General features: G+C 64.4%; 15 protein-coding genes and 1 pseudogene. 5 read left to right on the top strand and 11 right to left on the bottom strand.

Translation table 11 applies throughout. From position 1 onward, the window contains the following. Nucleotides 1-31: 31 nt before the first annotated feature. Nucleotides 32-358: a hypothetical protein gene (locus ACQEVO_RS15735; protein ID WP_432913631.1), complete on the bottom strand. Its 327-nt coding sequence runs from the start codon at nucleotides 356-358 to the stop codon at nucleotides 32-34. Between the two features lie 779 nt (nucleotides 359-1,137). Here ACQEVO_RS15735 and ACQEVO_RS15730 point away from each other — a divergent pair. Further along, nucleotides 1,138-2,332, top strand: a pseudogene (locus ACQEVO_RS15730) (IS110 family transposase). On the opposite strand, the gene ACQEVO_RS15725 reads toward ACQEVO_RS15730, so the two are convergent. From ACQEVO_RS15725 to ACQEVO_RS15710, 4 genes are all read right to left on the bottom strand, one after another. Beyond that, nucleotides 2,321-2,641, bottom strand: coding sequence for a hypothetical protein (locus tag ACQEVO_RS15725; protein WP_432913630.1), 321 nt, complete (start codon nucleotides 2,639-2,641; stop codon nucleotides 2,321-2,323). The pseudogene ACQEVO_RS15730 and the gene ACQEVO_RS15725 sit on opposite strands and share 12 nt — an antisense overlap. 161 nt (nucleotides 2,642-2,802) lie before the next feature. Continuing rightward, complete coding sequence (locus ACQEVO_RS15720) at nucleotides 2,803-3,279, bottom strand: DUF4254 domain-containing protein (RefSeq protein WP_432913628.1); 477 nt, start codon at nucleotides 3,277-3,279, stop codon at nucleotides 2,803-2,805. Between the two features lie 5 nt (nucleotides 3,280-3,284). Then, nucleotides 3,285-3,641: a hypothetical protein gene (locus tag ACQEVO_RS15715; protein ID WP_432913627.1), complete on the bottom strand. Its 357-nt coding sequence runs from the start codon at nucleotides 3,639-3,641 to the stop codon at nucleotides 3,285-3,287. Between the two features lie 238 nt (nucleotides 3,642-3,879). Beyond that, nucleotides 3,880-4,176, bottom strand: a complete 297-nt coding sequence (locus ACQEVO_RS15710) for a hypothetical protein (RefSeq protein WP_432913625.1) — start codon at nucleotides 4,174-4,176, stop codon at nucleotides 3,880-3,882. Between the two features lie 155 nt (nucleotides 4,177-4,331). Between ACQEVO_RS15710 and ACQEVO_RS15705 the strand changes: the two genes are divergently transcribed. Continuing rightward, nucleotides 4,332-5,192, top strand: coding sequence for a helix-turn-helix domain-containing protein (locus ACQEVO_RS15705; protein WP_432913623.1), 861 nt, complete (start codon nucleotides 4,332-4,334; stop codon nucleotides 5,190-5,192). Between the two features lie 2 nt (nucleotides 5,193-5,194). Continuing rightward, nucleotides 5,195-5,569, top strand: coding sequence for a DUF397 domain-containing protein (locus ACQEVO_RS15700; RefSeq protein ID WP_432913621.1), 375 nt, complete (start codon nucleotides 5,195-5,197; stop codon nucleotides 5,567-5,569). A 23-nt stretch (nucleotides 5,570-5,592) separates the two neighbouring features. Here ACQEVO_RS15700 and ACQEVO_RS15695 read toward each other — a convergent pair whose 3' ends face one another. The 6 genes from ACQEVO_RS15695 to ACQEVO_RS15670 form a co-directional block, all read right to left on the bottom strand. Continuing rightward, complete coding sequence (locus tag ACQEVO_RS15695) at nucleotides 5,593-6,399, bottom strand: class I SAM-dependent methyltransferase (RefSeq protein ID WP_432913619.1); 807 nt, start codon at nucleotides 6,397-6,399, stop codon at nucleotides 5,593-5,595. 19 nt (nucleotides 6,400-6,418) lie between these two features. After that, entirely contained in the window at nucleotides 6,419-7,393 is a 975-nt protein-coding gene (gene galE / locus ACQEVO_RS15690) for a UDP-glucose 4-epimerase GalE (protein ID WP_432913618.1), read from the bottom strand. Then, complete coding sequence (locus ACQEVO_RS15685; RefSeq protein WP_432913616.1) at nucleotides 7,390-8,532, bottom strand: hypothetical protein; 1,143 nt, start codon at nucleotides 8,530-8,532, stop codon at nucleotides 7,390-7,392. The genes galE and ACQEVO_RS15685 overlap by 4 nt, the downstream gene beginning before the upstream one ends. Continuing rightward, nucleotides 8,421-9,731, bottom strand: coding sequence for a phosphomethylpyrimidine synthase ThiC (locus ACQEVO_RS15680; RefSeq protein ID WP_432913614.1), 1,311 nt, complete (start codon nucleotides 9,729-9,731; stop codon nucleotides 8,421-8,423). The genes ACQEVO_RS15685 and ACQEVO_RS15680 overlap by 112 nt, the downstream gene beginning before the upstream one ends. 321 nt (nucleotides 9,732-10,052) lie before the next feature. Further along, a complete protein-coding gene (locus ACQEVO_RS15675) occupies nucleotides 10,053-10,529 on the bottom strand; it encodes a GNAT family N-acetyltransferase (RefSeq protein WP_432913612.1) in 477 nt (158 codons plus the stop codon). Beyond that, on the bottom strand, nucleotides 10,526-13,585 hold the full coding sequence (locus ACQEVO_RS15670; protein WP_432913610.1) for an orotidine 5'-phosphate decarboxylase / HUMPS family protein: 3,060 nt from the start codon (nucleotides 13,583-13,585) through the stop codon (nucleotides 10,526-10,528). The genes ACQEVO_RS15675 and ACQEVO_RS15670 overlap by 4 nt, the downstream gene beginning before the upstream one ends. A gap of 289 nt (nucleotides 13,586-13,874) precedes the next feature. Between ACQEVO_RS15670 and ACQEVO_RS15665 the strand changes: the two genes are divergently transcribed. Next, nucleotides 13,875-15,158 (top strand): cytochrome P450, encoded by a 1,284-nt coding sequence (locus tag ACQEVO_RS15665; RefSeq protein WP_432913608.1) that lies wholly within the window; start codon nucleotides 13,875-13,877, stop codon nucleotides 15,156-15,158. Nucleotides 15,159-15,169: 11 nt separating this feature from the next. Further along, complete coding sequence (locus tag ACQEVO_RS15660; protein ID WP_432913606.1) at nucleotides 15,170-16,477, top strand: cytochrome P450; 1,308 nt, start codon at nucleotides 15,170-15,172, stop codon at nucleotides 16,475-16,477. Nucleotides 16,478-16,479 lie beyond the last annotated feature (2 nt).

The raw sequence follows: 16,479 nt of genomic DNA, 5'->3' as shown, positions 1-16,479 counted from the left end.
CCCGAACGCTCACCATTGCACATACCTGGTGTCATTCGTCCTGCACTCCACCGACCTGCCCCTCCGCCACCTTGTCCGCCACTGCGAATTCGATGAGTGCCGCTGGAATCCGTTCTGCGATGGATCGGAGCGCGTCTATCCCGACATCCAGTTCCTCGGTGAATGCGCTGCGGAAGGCGTTCCACGCTGCTACGACCTCGGCCGGTCCCATATCGGAATCCGTGAGAGCCCCTTCGGCGTGCACAACACGCTCGACAGCTTCCGTGAGTCTATCCAGTGTGTCGCCGATGATCCGCATCGGTTCCTCGAGCCCGCTGCTGACGACGGCAAGGTCATTCGCATCCCATTGTGCGGGCACGGAAACGCTCCTATACAGCCTTGGTCACCACCCCGGCCCGCGGTCGTCGGCAATCGCAGGGGTCGTCTGCACGCGGGGCCACGTGGCGGACGTGTATCAGAATATTGGATCCTCGGCGGCTGAGGAATAGTCCGACAGGTCATGATTCGACCGGCGGACAGTGCATCGCGCACAATCCGGGTCAGAGGGCGTCTCGCGGAGGTGTGATTCGCTGTCAGTCACAATGTGACCCGTGGTTGTCACTCTTGGACAGAGGTGGACTATCTATGCAGGGCTCGGGGATCGACTTTTCAATCAACCGCCACCAGTAATTCGATGGGATTCCGGATCGCCTTGGCCGACAGTGAGCGCGACCCGCCGACCGGCCACCGGCCGACGCCAGACGGACGGGGCAGTGGCCGGTGCGGGTGCACCGAACCTCCTGCCGGGTGGATCGACCCCGGCTGACCGTCCGTGAGTGCAGGCTTGCTGGTGACCCTCACCCGGTCGGCGATCTCGGGCACGCGGGAGATGACAGCGGTGAGGTTGGACATCGGACCCAACCCGTTACCTTTTTCGTGGGCCCGGAACCGGGCCCACGGTCGCCAGGCCCGGTATGACTTCTTGCCCCTGTCTTGTCCATGATCCGGGGGGTGGTGTCGCCGGGTCCTGATGGCGTCGACAGACCGCTGATGGGGACAGGGCCGCTGGTAGGTCTCTTCGTAACGTGGGTGCCGGGCGTTGACGCTGGATCGGCGGCCGTCCGGAAAGCGTTTCGAGGCGATTGAGGACCGAGCAAGGTGACACAACCTTATGCCGTGTTCTGCGGCGTTGACGTGGGTAAAGGCGAGCATCACGTGGTCGGGCTCGACCCGGCCGGGAAACGGTTGTTCGACAAGGCACTGCCGAATGACGAGTCCCGGCTGCGGGCGGTGTTCGACAAGCTCGCCACCCACGGCCGGTTGCTGATCGTGGTCGATCAACCCAACACGATCGGCGCCCTGCCGGTGACCGTGGCCCGCGCCTGCGGCCACGATGTCGCCTACCTGCCCGGGTTGTCGATGCGCCGCATCGCCGACCTCTACCCAGGTCGGGCCAAGACCGATGCCCGCGACGCCCACATCATCGCTGATGCCGCGCGCACGATGCCGCACACGTTGCGCCGGGTGGATATCGGTGATGACACTCTGACCGAGCTCGGTGTTCTGGCCGGGTTCGACGACGACCTGGCCGGCGAGGCGACTCGCACCAGCAACCGCATGCGCGGCCTGCTCACCAGCGTCCATCCCGCCCTCGAACGAGTCCTCGGCCCGAGAATCGCGCATCCAGCAGTGCTGGAAATTCTGTCGCGATGCGGCGGCCCGGAAGGGATCCGGGTCGCTGGCCGACGCAAGCTCACCGCCATCGCGACCAAACACGCGCCCCGCATGGGCGGCCCGGCTGGTCGAGGAGATCCTGGCCGCGCTGCCCGCGCAAACCGTCATCGTCCCGGGCACGATAGCCGCGGAGACGGTCCTGCCGAAGCTGGCCGATTCGTTGAAAGGGGTGCTGCTGCAGCGCAAGCAGATCGCCGATAACATTGAGGAGATGTTCGCCGATCACCCTCTTGCCGAGGTCCTGAATTCGATGCCCGGCATCGGGGTCAGGACCGGCACCCGCATCCTGCTCGAAGTCGGAGACGCCACCGCCTTCGCCTCGGCCGACCACCTTGCCTCCTATGCCGGCATCGCCCCGATCACCCACCGCTCCGGCAGCTCCATCCGAGGCGAACACCCCGCCCGATCCGGCAACCACAAACTCAAACGGGCCTTGTTCCTGTCCGCGTTCGCCGCGCTGCACGACCCGGCCAGCAGCGCCTACTACGACCGCGAACGCGCCGAGGGCAAGAAACACAACGCCGCCCTCATCTGCCTGGCCCGGCGACGCTGCGACGTCCTCTACGCCATGCTTCACAGCAAACAGCCCTACCGGGCACCGGCACCCTCAGCGGCTTGACGAACACCATAGGGACACCCCCCATTGGATCGGGCCGGTGGTGGTCTCGCAGAGTTCGACCACGGCGGCGATCATGCGATCGAGGCCGCGGATGTGTTCGAGGAAATCCTCTTCGTGTTCTGGAGACAGGTAGTCGGTGTCGAGGAGGAAGCGATCTTCGCCGCCCAGATCGAAGCCCGGGATGATGACCGCAACGTCGTTGCGGTCGAGCAGGTTCAGCGCGTGGCGGGCCAGCTGGGCGCGGCGGCCACGGGTTTCGTCGGCGGTGACAACGACCAGGTTTGACACCACCCGCGCCGCGGCAGCCAATGCTACGAGACCTCCTGGCTGCCAACCGATATCGGATCGAGGATCACCAACTCGTTGGCGGTACCGGCGGGTGGTGGTGACCGGTGGCCGGACGCGGATAGGCCGGGAATAGAAATTCTCGGAGCTTCTTCCAGTGTGGGCGCGTGAAGCTGCCCAGGTGATTACGGACGGGCTGTGCAGGGGAGGCGTCGGGACCGGCGGGCGACTGCGGTCGTCAGATCGGTGTAGTTGTCGACCAATTCCGCGAGGCGATACCAAGCGGCGTGCACGATCGGGTCGGACGGTTCGGCGTTCATCAACAGGTGAAACGCCTGAACCTGCTGAACGGCGAGCCGATCGATCACGGTCCCCAATGATTCGGAGTGCATGATTGCCTCCGGGTGCGGGGGCGGTACATGCTCGACCACCCAGAGATCGGCCTGCCGCGACAGTTCGGCGCGGTCTGGGTATGCCGGGCAGGCTGGGCCGTGGAGATTCTGCTGGTGCAGTTGCCCGAACCGGTGGGCGATCGACGTGAGTGGGTGAGGGCCGACGTGATGGTCCCGGATGGCCGACAGCAGTGCTTCTCCGGTGGGGAACAACGATTCCGACGGATCGGTGAGACGGGTAGGCCGTGGGATGTGAGTGCTGGCGCGCATCTCGGTTACCGCCGTCCGGTCAGGAGTTGTCGGCTGGCCGTGGTGAGCACCGTGGACCGGGAGGGTAGGGCTTGGGCGGTGGTCGGGGGCCAGATCCAGTACCAGGTGAGGGGCTGGTCGGACATCGGCAGCCACACCTGCTGCCCCTCCGTCAGCACTCGCACCCCCGCACGGTGCAGCGCCGTACGGGCGGCGGTACCAAGCGTGCTGCCCGATCCGGGACCGACAATGAACACCCAGTCGCGACGCGGCCGATGATAGGTCAGCACCGGCGCCGTGATGTCGTGGTCGTGTTCTTGCCGGACCGCGGTGCCCACATCCGGTGGCATCACTACCGCACCCAGCGATCTGGACGCGGTCACCGCGACCCGACCGAACCTGCACGAAACCGGAAATCCCATGCCGCGATAGACGTGCGCCACCTCGACCGGGGTGTGACAGTTCTCGAACATCACTCCGCCCTCCGATGGCGCCCGCTGGTGGACACCAACAGCCGAGGCCCCGATACCGGCTGCATCGAGGCCGCCATGCGACGTCCGCGGGCCGCGCCTGCGCTGAACGCCACGATCGGGCTCGCCACCGAACATGTCCATCGTGCGATCACAGCGACATCCCTGCCCAGGCCAGCGCACGCGCGGCGAACCCTTCCTTGCGGGGTGCCGGGAACTCCTTCGCTGCCATACCCATGACCTCCAGCACGGTCAGCCCCAGCAGCCCGGCGTGTGCCCGCAGCGCCGCGATGTCTTCGAGGGCGAGCAGGGACGCTTCCGCTTGGGCGCGTGACAGTGTCCGGCCGGGCAGATAACTCACCACCCATCCGTCGTTCCCGGTTGCTCTGGCGTGGTGTTTCGTGTGGTCGCTCAGCATGAATGAGTTGTTGATGACGCGCACGGTCATGACCGCCTCCTGCCTCGATCGAGTGGCTCCGGATGGGCCGCTGATTCTTGATGTGACGAATCGATTTAAACTTAAATCCAAATATAACGCTATGGTTGCGGCGAAGTTCATGCGGTAACTTGTCCGCAGGTATCCGGCAGCTGGGAGAGGACGACATGCGCGACGAACGTTTCGACCCGTCAGCGTTGCGTTTCCTGGTCGGCCACGATCTGCGTTCAGCCCGCGAACAGGCACGGGTCAAGCAGGCCGAGGCCGCCAAACACATCGGCTGCACGCCGGCGAAGCTCAGCTATATGGAAAGCGGCAAAACCCAGCAAGCGCCCGACGAAGTCGCTGCACTCCTGCGCTACTACGGCGTCAAGGTCGAAGACGTCGACCGAACCGTCACACTGGCCGGACGCGCCGACCACGGCACCTGGTGGGCACCCTTCGACGAGGTGCTGCCGGATTGGTTCAAGACCTTTGTTGGTTTGGAAGGTCTGGCGACCCAGCAATTCGAGTACGCCGACAAAGTCTTACCAGGACAAATACAAACCCCGGACTACGCCACCGCGCTCCTGGGCGACAGTCTCCACATCCCCGCCATGGACCTGGCACAATCGGTCCGCGCCCGGATCGCCCGCCAACGTTTGTCCGGAACCGACAACCCCCTTCAGCTCAGCGCCGTAGTCGAAGAGGCAGCTCTGGACCGCCCCGTCGGCGGCCCACGCGTCATGCGTGAGCAACTGGAACACCTGCTCACATTGATGGACCAGGACAACGTTCGGTTCCAGGTCATCCCGACTCAGGTAGCGGTGCACGACGGGCTTCCCGGCTCGTTCATCATCCTCAACTTCGCCGAAGCCCGTGGCATCGCCTACGTCGAGTACCACACCGGCGCCCTCTATCTCCAGGATCAGCCGCAAGTAGACTTGTACACACTGGCGGCCGACCGACTGCGCCAGAAGGCGTATACACCCGAGGAAACTGCGGCAGCCATCGAGCGCCGGATCTCGCAGTTCAAGAACATGGAGTAACAATGACCACCCAGATCCGCCGCGGCTGGCGGAAAAGCTCGTTCAGCAATAATGGGGGCGCCTCGTGCGTCGAGGTCAACCTCATCGGCGACCACGTGCTCATGCGCGACAGCAAATACCTTCGGAACCCGGAAAACGACCCTGCTGCGCAGCCAGTGATCTCGATACCAGCCGGTCTTTGGCCCACCTTCTGTGGCCACTCAACGAACCGAGCCGCACACGATGCGTCCGACCTGCCGATAATCCACCACCGCGACGACGGCTGGGTGACCGTCAGATGCCGCGCTACTGCCGTCGCGTTGGTGTTCACCCCGGACGAATGGGCCGCCTTCGTCGCGGGAATCGAAGCCCGAGAATTCGAGCTCATTGCCGCGTAAGGACTGGAACGCCGGCGCTGCTACTAACCATTGATGATTGAGGTCGCGACGGTATAACCCTTCGAGTCGCGCCAGAGTTGGTTCGGATGGGCAATGAACCATTGTTCGATGTCGGTGGTGATGTCGGTGAGGATCTGAACGCGGTGCGGGGAGTCGGCTGCGATGCCGCAGAAGGTGAACAGTGCCTCGGCGAACGCGATCAGCGGCGCGGGTTGGTCGAAAACCAGCGCATTGTCGTGGGCTTCGATCGTTGTATTGCCGAAAACGTCCTGCATCATGTCGGATAAGTTCTCACTGGTTACGGTGTGGTTGATCATTCCCTGCGGTGGGGTGAGGCCGTAATTGCGGGCATGCGCGGCAACAAGTTCGTGTGTGCGATGACAGGCTCCGGCGTGATTGACGGTGACGGCGACCATCCCGCCGGGCCGGGTGATACGCCGGAACCCCGAGAGTGCGACGAGTGGGTCCGTGACGTGGTAGAGCATATGCCGGGCGGTGCACACGTCGAACTGGGCGTCCTGTAGCGGTAGTTTTCCGGCCTCGCCGTGGATCGCGGTGACCCCCGCGACCATGGCCGCGGCGGCGACCATGGTGGGTGAGGTGTCTACGCCGACGAGGCGGCCGGTGTGGCCTGTTTCGCGGAGGTGCGCGAGGAAACCTGCGGCGGCGCACCCGATATCGGCGAGGGCCTCGCTGCCGGTGAGACCGAGCGCGGTGAGGACGGCGGCGACGGGGTCGTCGGGGTTTTCGGAGTGGCGCTGGTGGGTGGCGATGCGGACCTGTAGGGGAGTGAGGTCGGCGTATTCGGTGTCCAGCGAGGGGCTTGTCATCGGTGTCCTGTTGGTTCGGTTACCGGTGGGTGCGGTGGAATGTCCAGGCGTCGGCGACGATATGGGTGATGTCGGGTTTCTCCGGTTTCCATCCGAGTTCGCTGTGTGCCAGGTCCGAGGATGCGTAGAGGGTGGCGGGGTCTCCGGGTCGACGTGGGGCGATCTCGACGTCGAACTGTGTTCCGGTGACTTCGCGTACGGCCTGTACGACTTGAAGGTTGGAGAAACCGATACCGTTGCCGAGGTTGTAGATATTGTGTTCGCCCGGCTCGATCGCGTCGAGTGCTAGCAGATGGGCGCGGGCGAGGTCGGTGATGTGGATGTAGTCGCGGACGCAGGTGCCGTCGGCGGTGGGGTAGTCGTCGCCGAACAAGGAAAGTTTGTCGCGGTGGCCGAGTGCAGCGTCCAGGGCGAGGGGGATGAGGTGGGTTTCGGGGTCGTGTCGTTCGCCGATCATGGTGCCGTCATCGCACGCGTGGGCGCCGGCGACATTGAAGTAGCGCAACGAGGTCGCGCCGAGGGTGCCCGTGCGGGTGTAGGTCGCGATGGCGCGGTCGACGGCGAGTTTGGTGTCGCCGTAGGTGTTGACCGGGCTGGTGGGTGAGGTTTCGGTAAGCGGCAGTTCGGTCGGCTCGCCGTACACGGCGGCGGTGGAGGAGAACACCAGTTTGCCGACCTCGGCGGCACGCATGGCGTCGAGAAGGGCTAGCGAGGCACAGGTGTTGTTGTCCCAGTGCCATTCCGGATGCGTCATGGATTCACCGGCGGCGATGAGGCCGGCGAAGTGCAGGACTGCGTCGAAACCAGCTTCAGGGGTGAGGACATCGGCGATGTCGTGGACGCGTAGCCGCGCGAAGACCACGCCGGAGGGGATCTGTCGGTCGTCGTTGCGGGAGAGGTCGTCGATGATGACGACCTGGTGGCCGGCGTCGCGTGCCATGCGAGCGACGGTGGCGCCGACGTAGCCTGCACCTCCGGTGACCAGCAGTTTCATACAACCTGCACTTTCATCGCCAATAGATGGTGGTGAATGTCTTGTTTATGGCGGCGGAAGTAGTCTTCCGGGCTGGGCTGTATGTGGGTTCCGTCCCAGCCGGTGTATTCCGCCCACGCACGGTGTTTCACCGTAGCCAATGCCCGCGGGTCGCTGGTGACGAGCCATGCGTCAGCCATTGTCCGCGCCAGCTGATGGGCTGCCTGGTGGTGGCGGGCGACGATCCGCCCGCTGCTTGTTGTGGCGTAGCGGCTGTAGTTGACCGCGTCGGCGCGCCGTTGCCCGAATTCGGTATCGAAACGCGCCAATGCTTCGGCGAGATAGGTCCAGAATCGCCCCGGGGCCATCGGAGGCTGCGACGGGTCCCGGCGCCAGCGCAGTTCTGCTCTCATCCGGTCCGCGATCGACCGTGGCATGCGCTTGAAGTCGTGGTGCGCGTAGGCGCCGTCCAGCATCGCGGTGGCGCGCAGGATCTTCATGCACAGCCGGTTGGTCACGAGGTGGTGTTGCGCAGTGTCTTCGCCGTTGAGCCACGAGTCGTGCAGCCCGCACCAGAAATATGCTTGTGTGTAGTAGAGCAGGATCTCGTAGGCGTCGCGGGGGTCCAGCTCGACAGGGGTATGGCCTGGGAGACCGGTGTCGGTGAGTGCTACACCGAGATTCTTGAAGTCGTAGCCGAGCGATGTTTGGATGCGGCGGTAGCCGGACAACGGCAGAACCATGAGATCGACAGTCGAAAAGTATTGTTCGGCCAACTCGGCCAGCTCCGTTACCGGCATCGATGGCCGCTGCCCGGAGTGGACGTACAGGAAATCGATATCGGAGGCCAGCACGTGCTGCTGGTCGTGCCGCACGAATGTCGGCTCGCCGCGGGCGAGGGAACCACCGACAATCAGCCAGTCTTCCGGTGGTACCCGGCGGCCGAGCGACAGGAGGCGGTCCGCGATGTCGGTCGCTAAATCGTCGAGTTCGGCGGAATCCGCGAGGCGCCGCACAATGCTGTGGCGTATACCAGTGGCCAGCACGATCAGTCCTCCGGTTCGATAACGGGCAAGGGCCGCGCGGCCGAGGCTGTGACCGGGTTCTCGTCGTCTTTGTGGACGATGACGAGTGGGCAGTACTTGCCGCAGATCGTGCACGGTGCACCGTCTTTGAGTCCTTCGCGGATGAACGCCTGATCTGCCAGGTCCGGGTATAGCGCCAGCTGGGCCTGCTCGGCCCAGGAGTTGCGGCGCCGGGACTGCCCCATCGCGCGTTGCCGGGTGGTCTCGGATTTCTTTCCGCGAGCCAGCTCCAGTGCAGTGATCGCGACCCGTGCGAAGCGGATGGCTTCGGCGGTGTCGGGTGCGGTCGGCATGGCGTAATGCTCGTTGTGGGTGATGGAGGCGAACATATCGCCGCCGCACTGGCCGGCGGCGAGGATGCCGAGCGTGTTGACGACCTGGTCGAGCGTGACGGCATTGTCGATCACCATGGGCCCGGCCAGCCACAGCGGCGCACCGCCCAGGGCTTCCTTGTAGGCGGGGATGAGCTCGGGGATCAGATGGAGGGGGATGTGCCCGCCGCTTTCACACAGCACCTGCACGCCGCCGCGCAGTATTTCGGCGCGAAGCTGGGCCAGCAGTCGCAGCTCCATCCACTTCAGTTCATGGTTGGCGGCGTCCGCGGTGCAGGCAGGCCGGAAGATATCGCCGAGGTCGAGCACGACCTCGCGGCGCCGGCAGATCTCGATGATGCCGTCGAGGTGCTCTATCAAGGGGTTGTCGCAGTGCTGTATCCGCATGTAGCGGTCGATCAGGCCGCCGCCGCGCGAAGTGGTGGGCACGATGCGGGTCGATTTCTTCATCGCCTCGGATATCGCCGGGGTGATACCCATATGGACAAGCACGTAGTCGACCCCGGTCGCCAATCCCATCTCGAATCGCTCGAGGAACTCCGCACGACTCATGCGCCGACGGGGATCGGTGAACAAGTCATAGGTCAGGCATGCACCGAGCGGAACTCCCATGACCTCTTTGAGGTCGGTCCGTAGCGCGACACCTTCCGGGTTGGTCGTGAGGTCCATGACGGCATCGGGACGTGCGGCGAGGATGACGCTCATCGTGTCGATGACGGCCTGCCGATCGGTGTCACGCGGCCCCAACCCGATCAGCCCGCTGATCTTGGGCCTGGTGCCGGTGCCGACAAGGAGGGGTTTGAAGTTCTCCATATGTCTGCTGGCTTCGGACCGGAGAAAGACCATCGTCCCGTCGGCTATCGAGCGGGCGGCTTCGGCCGGGTTGATTCCTTCCTCTCGGCAGGTTTCGGCGAATTGGGAATCTGTTTCCGGTGTGAGCATGACGGGCTCACCTCTCACTCGAATGGACCTCATCGCCTCTGGTGAGGTCGGTGCCGGAAACGACAGGTTACGATGCTCGGCCGTCGGCGACGAGGAGTCGCGTACTCGTGATCAGCATCGTCGGTGAGACCGAAAGTAGATACCGCGGTCCTGCCCTAGTTCTGCTGTAGTCCTGCGCGGTGGTGTTACGCGGCAGCGTTGCCTGACGCTGGCTCGCGTCATGGATTGCAGTCTGGCCGTGGTGTGCGCTCGCTGAGCAAGGATGAGCAGCCGGTGACCAGGGGCCGATCAGGCGGAAGTCGAGTCCGGATGCGGGAAGGCCTATTCCAGGGAAAGGGCGTAGACAGCTCGGTCTCGGCCCGGACCTTTGAAGTCGGCAGTCACGGAGATCCCATCGATCTCCTTGTCGCCCTCGAGGTTCTCGAGCCCCAGTGCGATCCAACTGGAGTGTGCTGCGTGGTTTTCGGGTTCGGACGTCAAGTACAGCCGCGTGCAACCCCATCCGGCAGCTCGCGATCGCACGGCACCGAGAAGCGTTCGTGCGATGTTGCGGCGGCGGTAGTTCGGATGAACCATCACGTCCTGGACGTACACGTCGGCGGGGTCGTCCTGGCTTCGGAAGGCGATGACTGCGCCGGCGATGTTCCCCTCGTCGACTGCCACGGGGCAGGTGGTTGAAAACAGCGTCGCATACAGCCAGTAGTCCGACAGGGTGCGCGCGCTGATGTAGGGCTCCCCGAGCTGCATGAGCTGGCGGACTTCGCCGATGTGTTCTGGCTGTAGCGGCGTGATGATCACAGATGCTCCTTGGCGCGGATTTTACGGGCTAGGGTGGCCAGCTGGCCGGCTGTATCGGCGGGCGCGACAGCGTCGGCAATGCTGCGGCCGATGATGGCGATATCCCATTCGTCACTGCTCAGCGCGTCGTCGCCGGGGCTGAAGCCGCCGGAGACCGCGACGGGCAGCTGGCTATATCTGCGGGCCGCGGCGGCGGTGGGCAGGGGGTGGTTACTGCCGACACCGAGGTCGATATTGGTGGTGACTACGAAGCCATCGATACCGGCGCGTTCCATATCTCGCAGCCAGGCCGGCGTAGCGTGCTCGGGTGTGGCATCGAGGGTGAGCGCGACACCCAGGCGCCGGGCCGCCGCGACCGCGGTAGAAACGCTGGCCATCGATGCAGGACCGATCAAGAGGATGACATCAGCACCCGCTTCAGCGGCGAGTTCGACCTGGTCGCGGCCCCAGTCTGCGGACATCATCTCCGCGACGACGGCGGTGTCCGGCGCGCACTGCTTGATCGCTTCGATCGCTGCGACGCCCTCTCGTTTGATCAGGGGATCACCGACCTCGATGAAGTCCACGCCGGCCTCGACAGCCACGCGGGCTATCTCTGCTGCCCGGTCGAGCGAATGAACATCGAGCGCTACTTGGAGCGAACGACTTCCGCGGCGCCGTCGGTACCACTCCTGAATGCTGGGCGTCCCGGACTCACGTCGCCGTCGGACTGCTTCGGCTTCGCGTGCAAGCAGCCAGTGAGAGGACTCCTGACCGCAGCGGACCAAGACTTGCTCACTCTCGGGCGGCAATGTGATCCAGCCCGAACGCACTTCCTTGAGAAGCCCGATCAGCCCGGAATTTTCCCGAAACGATGGATCCGGAGTGGTTGTGCCGCTGAGCAAATGTATTCGGGTAATGAGCTTCGCAACGTGTACCGGGGGTCTGAGCCAGCTCTTATCAGCGGAGATGATGGCTAGGACTTCGCCCGTGACCGCTGGATCAGGCACCGGGTTCTGCCGTCCGGTGGCGACCGACTGGAGTGCTTGCTCCCGTACATGCCAGTTGTTGTCGGTGAGCAGCAACCGAAGGACACGACGAGAAGCGTCGATGTCGAGGGCGCTGACCGCCCTGGCGAGGCCCGCTCGCACTTTGTAGTCGTAATCACCTGCGAGTTGCTCGATCAGGGAGTTCACCTGTGTTGGGCTGAGCGTGCCACGTCCCGGTAATGATTCGGCGAGGGCCGCGCGTACACGCCAGTCCAGAGCATGCACGAGTCGGTGCAGGAGACCGAATGGGTCGTGGCCCGCATTGGTGAACAGGTCGAAGTAGCGGGCGAGGAACGCCGCTTCCGCAGGGCTGTCGAGGTCGATGCAGCTGACGATTCGAGTGCTGATCTCTACGTTCAGGACCTCCTCGACATGTCTGGCGATGGAGGGCCAGATCTGTGAGCCGTGAGTGCGTAGTTGGTCGACCACCCAGGGCGCGTGCTTATCGCCAAGGATTTCCGGGAGGCCCGGTGTGGCCAGCACCGCTTTGATCAGTGCCTGCGACTGGGCACAGCGGTGCGCAGAAGAACGAATAGCGTCTTCTGCCAGTACGCCGTTGGTCGCCATCGTCTCGAGCAACATCGGCAGCGCTACGTCCATCGTGATCGATGGCGCCAATGCGATCAGTTCGATGAGGTGGTGCGCACGGGAATCGAGTGCACACACCACAAAATCGAACACATTGCGCGCCGCGGCGGACTGCGACGCGCGAACAGCCAGTTCGTTGAATGCGATGACGGTGGCGGCGGATCTCCCGGTCTCTGCCAACCGGTCCGAAATCCAGGTAGCAAGGAAGTAGACACGGAAGATATCGTGGGCGAAACGGATACCTCCGTCGGGGTCCCGCTCCACGAAAAGAGGAGTCGGCTGCGGAGGCTCGGCGCGGTAATCGGTTTTCTGGTAAGCGGTGGTCAGAGACGGCGGAATCGCGTTCGGATCCAGTGCACGAGCTACCTGTATGAGGCTCTCGATGGACGGCTCGATGGGTTGGGCGTTGCGGCTGAGAACAGTCCGCACGCAGTGGTCGACAAGTCGGAACCCATTCGCCGGACCATCGGGGAGACCTTCTTGGAGAGGCTCTCCTGCACTGTGAAGCATCTGCGAATACAGAGGGATAGATGCCAGGGATTGCAGCGGCCCCGGCAGGTGCGAGAACGGTATCTCACGCTCGCGGCGCGTGCGGTCCCACCATTCGCGTGTCTCGGTCATCGTCCACGGTGCCAGGGTGTACGAAGCCGCCGGTGATGCGCTTATGTGTCCGAATGTAGAGGCCGCCAGGATCGGAAAAGGGGAGAGGTCGAGGTCGGGCGGTGTCCGGACGACGAGGACAAACCGAAGGTGGTGCGAGTCTGTTTGGCGCAAGATGCCATCGACTTGGCGACCGACGAAGGAAAGGTGCTCCGCCGAAGAGATGCCATCGATGACGACAACGCAGGGGGATTCGAGCGCGCCGACGACGCGCTCCAGAGTGAGTAACGCATCGTCGCCGCTCGGTAACGAGGCGTATCGCAGGACTTCGGTAGCCAGGTCTGTTGTGGGCAGGACCCACGTCTGGCAAAGGTGAAGTTGGAAATTCACCGTTTCCCGGCATTCGCGAACCAAGTGTTGAGAGAGACAGGTCTTTCCGCTACCCACACCGCCCGCGATGACGAAGGCCCTCGTCGTGGAGGTGAGGAATTGGCGAAACGTCGCGACTGCGGCGTCGTCGACTCGATACGGTGCCTCCATGAGGACCGTGGTCGCTGTATCGAGGAGTGCCATCGTTCGCCGCCTGGACCGGAGTCCGAGGTCAGGCTCGCTGGTCACTGGCTGGTTCGGAATCGTTCCTGTTCCAACGGGATTGTTTTCCGCTTCGGGCTGGAGGATGAACTCGAACCTGGCTATTACGTCCGGCTCAGATCGGGCGAGTTCGGTATCGAGAATCTGCTGAGTCTCATAGCGTAGCTTGGCTTCGATCCCGCGCCGTTCCCAGTTGGAGACCGCTGCATCGTTCACCCCCAGGTGAGCAGCGAACTCGCGAACGCTCATCCTTGTGGCCTCACGCAAGGCGCGGGCCTCGTATCCCGTCCAGCGGGCCACCACTGACGCCATCGACCCCGTTCATCCCCTTATCGGTCGCCACTCAGACTGTGCATCGGCACTCGGTCGAACACGAGAGTAGGACAAGTCTAGGGCAGCGGCTCGTGTTCGCGAATCTTGTGCTCTGCCAGCCTGAATCTGCCTCAGCCGGTACGTCGAAAACCCCAGCAGTCCAGCCCTCACGACGACGGCGGCGCCACGTGTACCACAGGGGGACACGTGCATTCGACTTCTATGTATGGCTTGGAGTGTTGTGAACAGGTCTCTCGCCCGTCCACCACAGACCCTACCCGGGGGATCGGGGATTGCGCAGGGCTCGCCGATGGCGCCGGACGGCCGGGCGGTGCCGCTACAGGGTGCGGCGTTCGCTGCTGATCCGGATCGCTCCTACCAGCAGATGCGCGAGCAGTTCGGGCCGTTGGTCCCGGTCACGCTGGCCGACGAGGTGCCGGCGACGCTGGTGACGGGATACGGCAAGGCGCTGGCCATCCTGCGTGACGAGTTATATTCCGCCGACCCGCGGGCCTGGCGGAAACAGGTGTCGGGCGAGTGCCCGGTGCGTCCGGGCCTGGAGTGGCGGCCGACCGCGGCGCGCAGTTCCGGTGCCGATCACGCCCGGTACCGGGGCGTGGTGGTCGATGTTCTGGGCGGGGTGAACCTGCACACGGTGCGGGCCCAGGTGGAACTCGCCGCGGTCGGGCTGATCAACGCGTTTTGTGAAGGTGGGCAGGCTGATCTGCGCTCCGAATACGGTGTGCCGCTGGTGTACGCGGTTCTGGGCCAGATCCTCGGGGTACCCGAGGACGCGAGTGCGCACCTGTATCAGGCACTGACCGAACACACGACCGCGACCGAGGCCCAGGCCGCAGAGCAGGGATACATCCTCGCCGCCGCGGTACTGCACGAGGTGCTGAGCCAGAAGAGAACCACACCGACCGACGATGTAGCGACGCGGCTGATACAACATCCAGCCGACCTGACCGACCACGAGGTCGTGCGGCAGCTGGCGGAGTTCTACCTCTCCGGGGCTGAGCCGACCATCTCACTGCTGGTGAATACGCTGCGGCTGTTGCTCACCGATGAGCGGTACGGCGGTGATGTCCTGGGCGGGGCGCTCGGGGCTCGCGAAGCGGTCGAGGAGACGTTGTTCCTCGACCCTCCGGTGGCGAATGGGTGCGTGCGTTATCCGACCGCGCCGCGGCTGGATGGGGTGTGGCTGTCCGCGCACCAGCCGGTGGTTATCGGTATTCGGGCGGCGAATGCGGATCCGGCCATTCACACCGGCGAACGTCACGGTAACCGTGCGCATCTGGCGTGGGGTGCGGGGGCACATCAATGCCCATCGAGTGCTCTCGCGCTGCTCATCGCCTCTATCGGGCTCGAACAACTCCTCGATGCGCTGCCGGTGATGCAGCTGGCGATACCCGCCGAGCAGCTGAGTTGGTTTGCGACCCCATTCCTGCGGGCGTTGACCGCGCTGCCCGTGACGTTCACCCCCGCACCGCCGCTGAACCTCTCGTAAGGACAATTCTCGTGCAATCTCACTCGCTGCACAGCAGTGCCCCCCAAGTCTCCACTCCGCAGTCGTATCCCTCGATCGAAGACCTGGGGCCGCACTATCGCATGTACGACGCCGCGTTCGCCCAGAACCCGCATGCGGTCTACCAGCGGATGCGTGCCGGTGGCCGATCGCTGGTTCCGGTGCTGCTGGCCGAGGATGTTCCGGCGACCCTGGTGATCGGCTACGACACCGCGAAGCAGATCCTCAACGACGATGACCGGTTCCCGGCCGATCCGCGGACGTGGCAGAAAACGCTGCCGGACCGGCATCCGCTTCGGCCGATGATGGAATACCGGCCCAACCCGCTCCGCACCACTGGGGACGTGCACGGCCGATACCGCAAAGCACTCAACGCCGGGTTGGCGGTGATCGACCTGCATTACGTGCGCGCGGCCGCCGAACGCACGGCGATCCCGCTGATCAACAGCTTCTGCGGGGACGGCAGCGCGGACCTGATCAGCCAGTACCTCGCCCCTTTCTTCATCTCCGTCCTGACCACCGACATCATGGGCTGCCCGCCGGAGCTCGTCGATTCGGTCCTGACCGCCACTGTCGCGATGTTCGACACCGATGCCACCGTCGATGTCGAGGCGATGCTGGGCAGTGCCCTGGGTGCGCTCATGGATTCCAAACGCCATCTCCCGGCCGATACCGATGTCACGGCCCACCTCGTGCACACCGCTACCGACCTGTCGAACGAGGAGAAACAGCATCAGCTGGTGACGCTGCTGACCGCGGGCATCGAAGTGCCGCGCAACCACGCCGCCAACACGATCCTGTTGATGCTCACTGACCCCCGCTACCGGCCCAACCAAGAAGGTTTCGCCCCGCTGGTTACCGATGCGATGGTCGAAAACCTGACTACCGACCCGCCGATGGCCAACTACTGCATCACCTACCCCAGAGCCCGGACGCTCATCGACGGTGTATGGCTGCCCGCGAACCAGCCCGTGGTGATCAGCATGGCCGCGGCCAACAACGACCCCAAGCTGCGCCGCGACACCGACAGCGACTGGGACTACGGCGGCGGAAACGGCTGGCACCTCGGCCGCGGAGCCGGCCGGCACCACTGCCCGAAAATGGCCTACCAATCCTCGGACCTCATCGTCGGCGAGGCGATCGGCCAACTCTACGACGCAATACCCGATATGCAGCTGGCCGTCCCGCGTGAGCACCTCACCTGGCGCCCCGGCCCCTTCCACCGCGCGCTCACCGCCCTGCCCGTCGTGTTCGCGCCGACATCGCCCCTTCCTGTCCTGTGGCCGTCCGTCCGCCCGTAGCC

It is taken from the genome of Nocardia sp. CA-290969 (assembly GCF_050936135.1).
Lineage (GTDB): Bacteria > Actinomycetota > Actinomycetes > Mycobacteriales > Mycobacteriaceae > Nocardia.
Note: the sequence above shows the minus strand (reverse complement) of the source record. Positions and strands in the feature narration are given on the sequence as shown.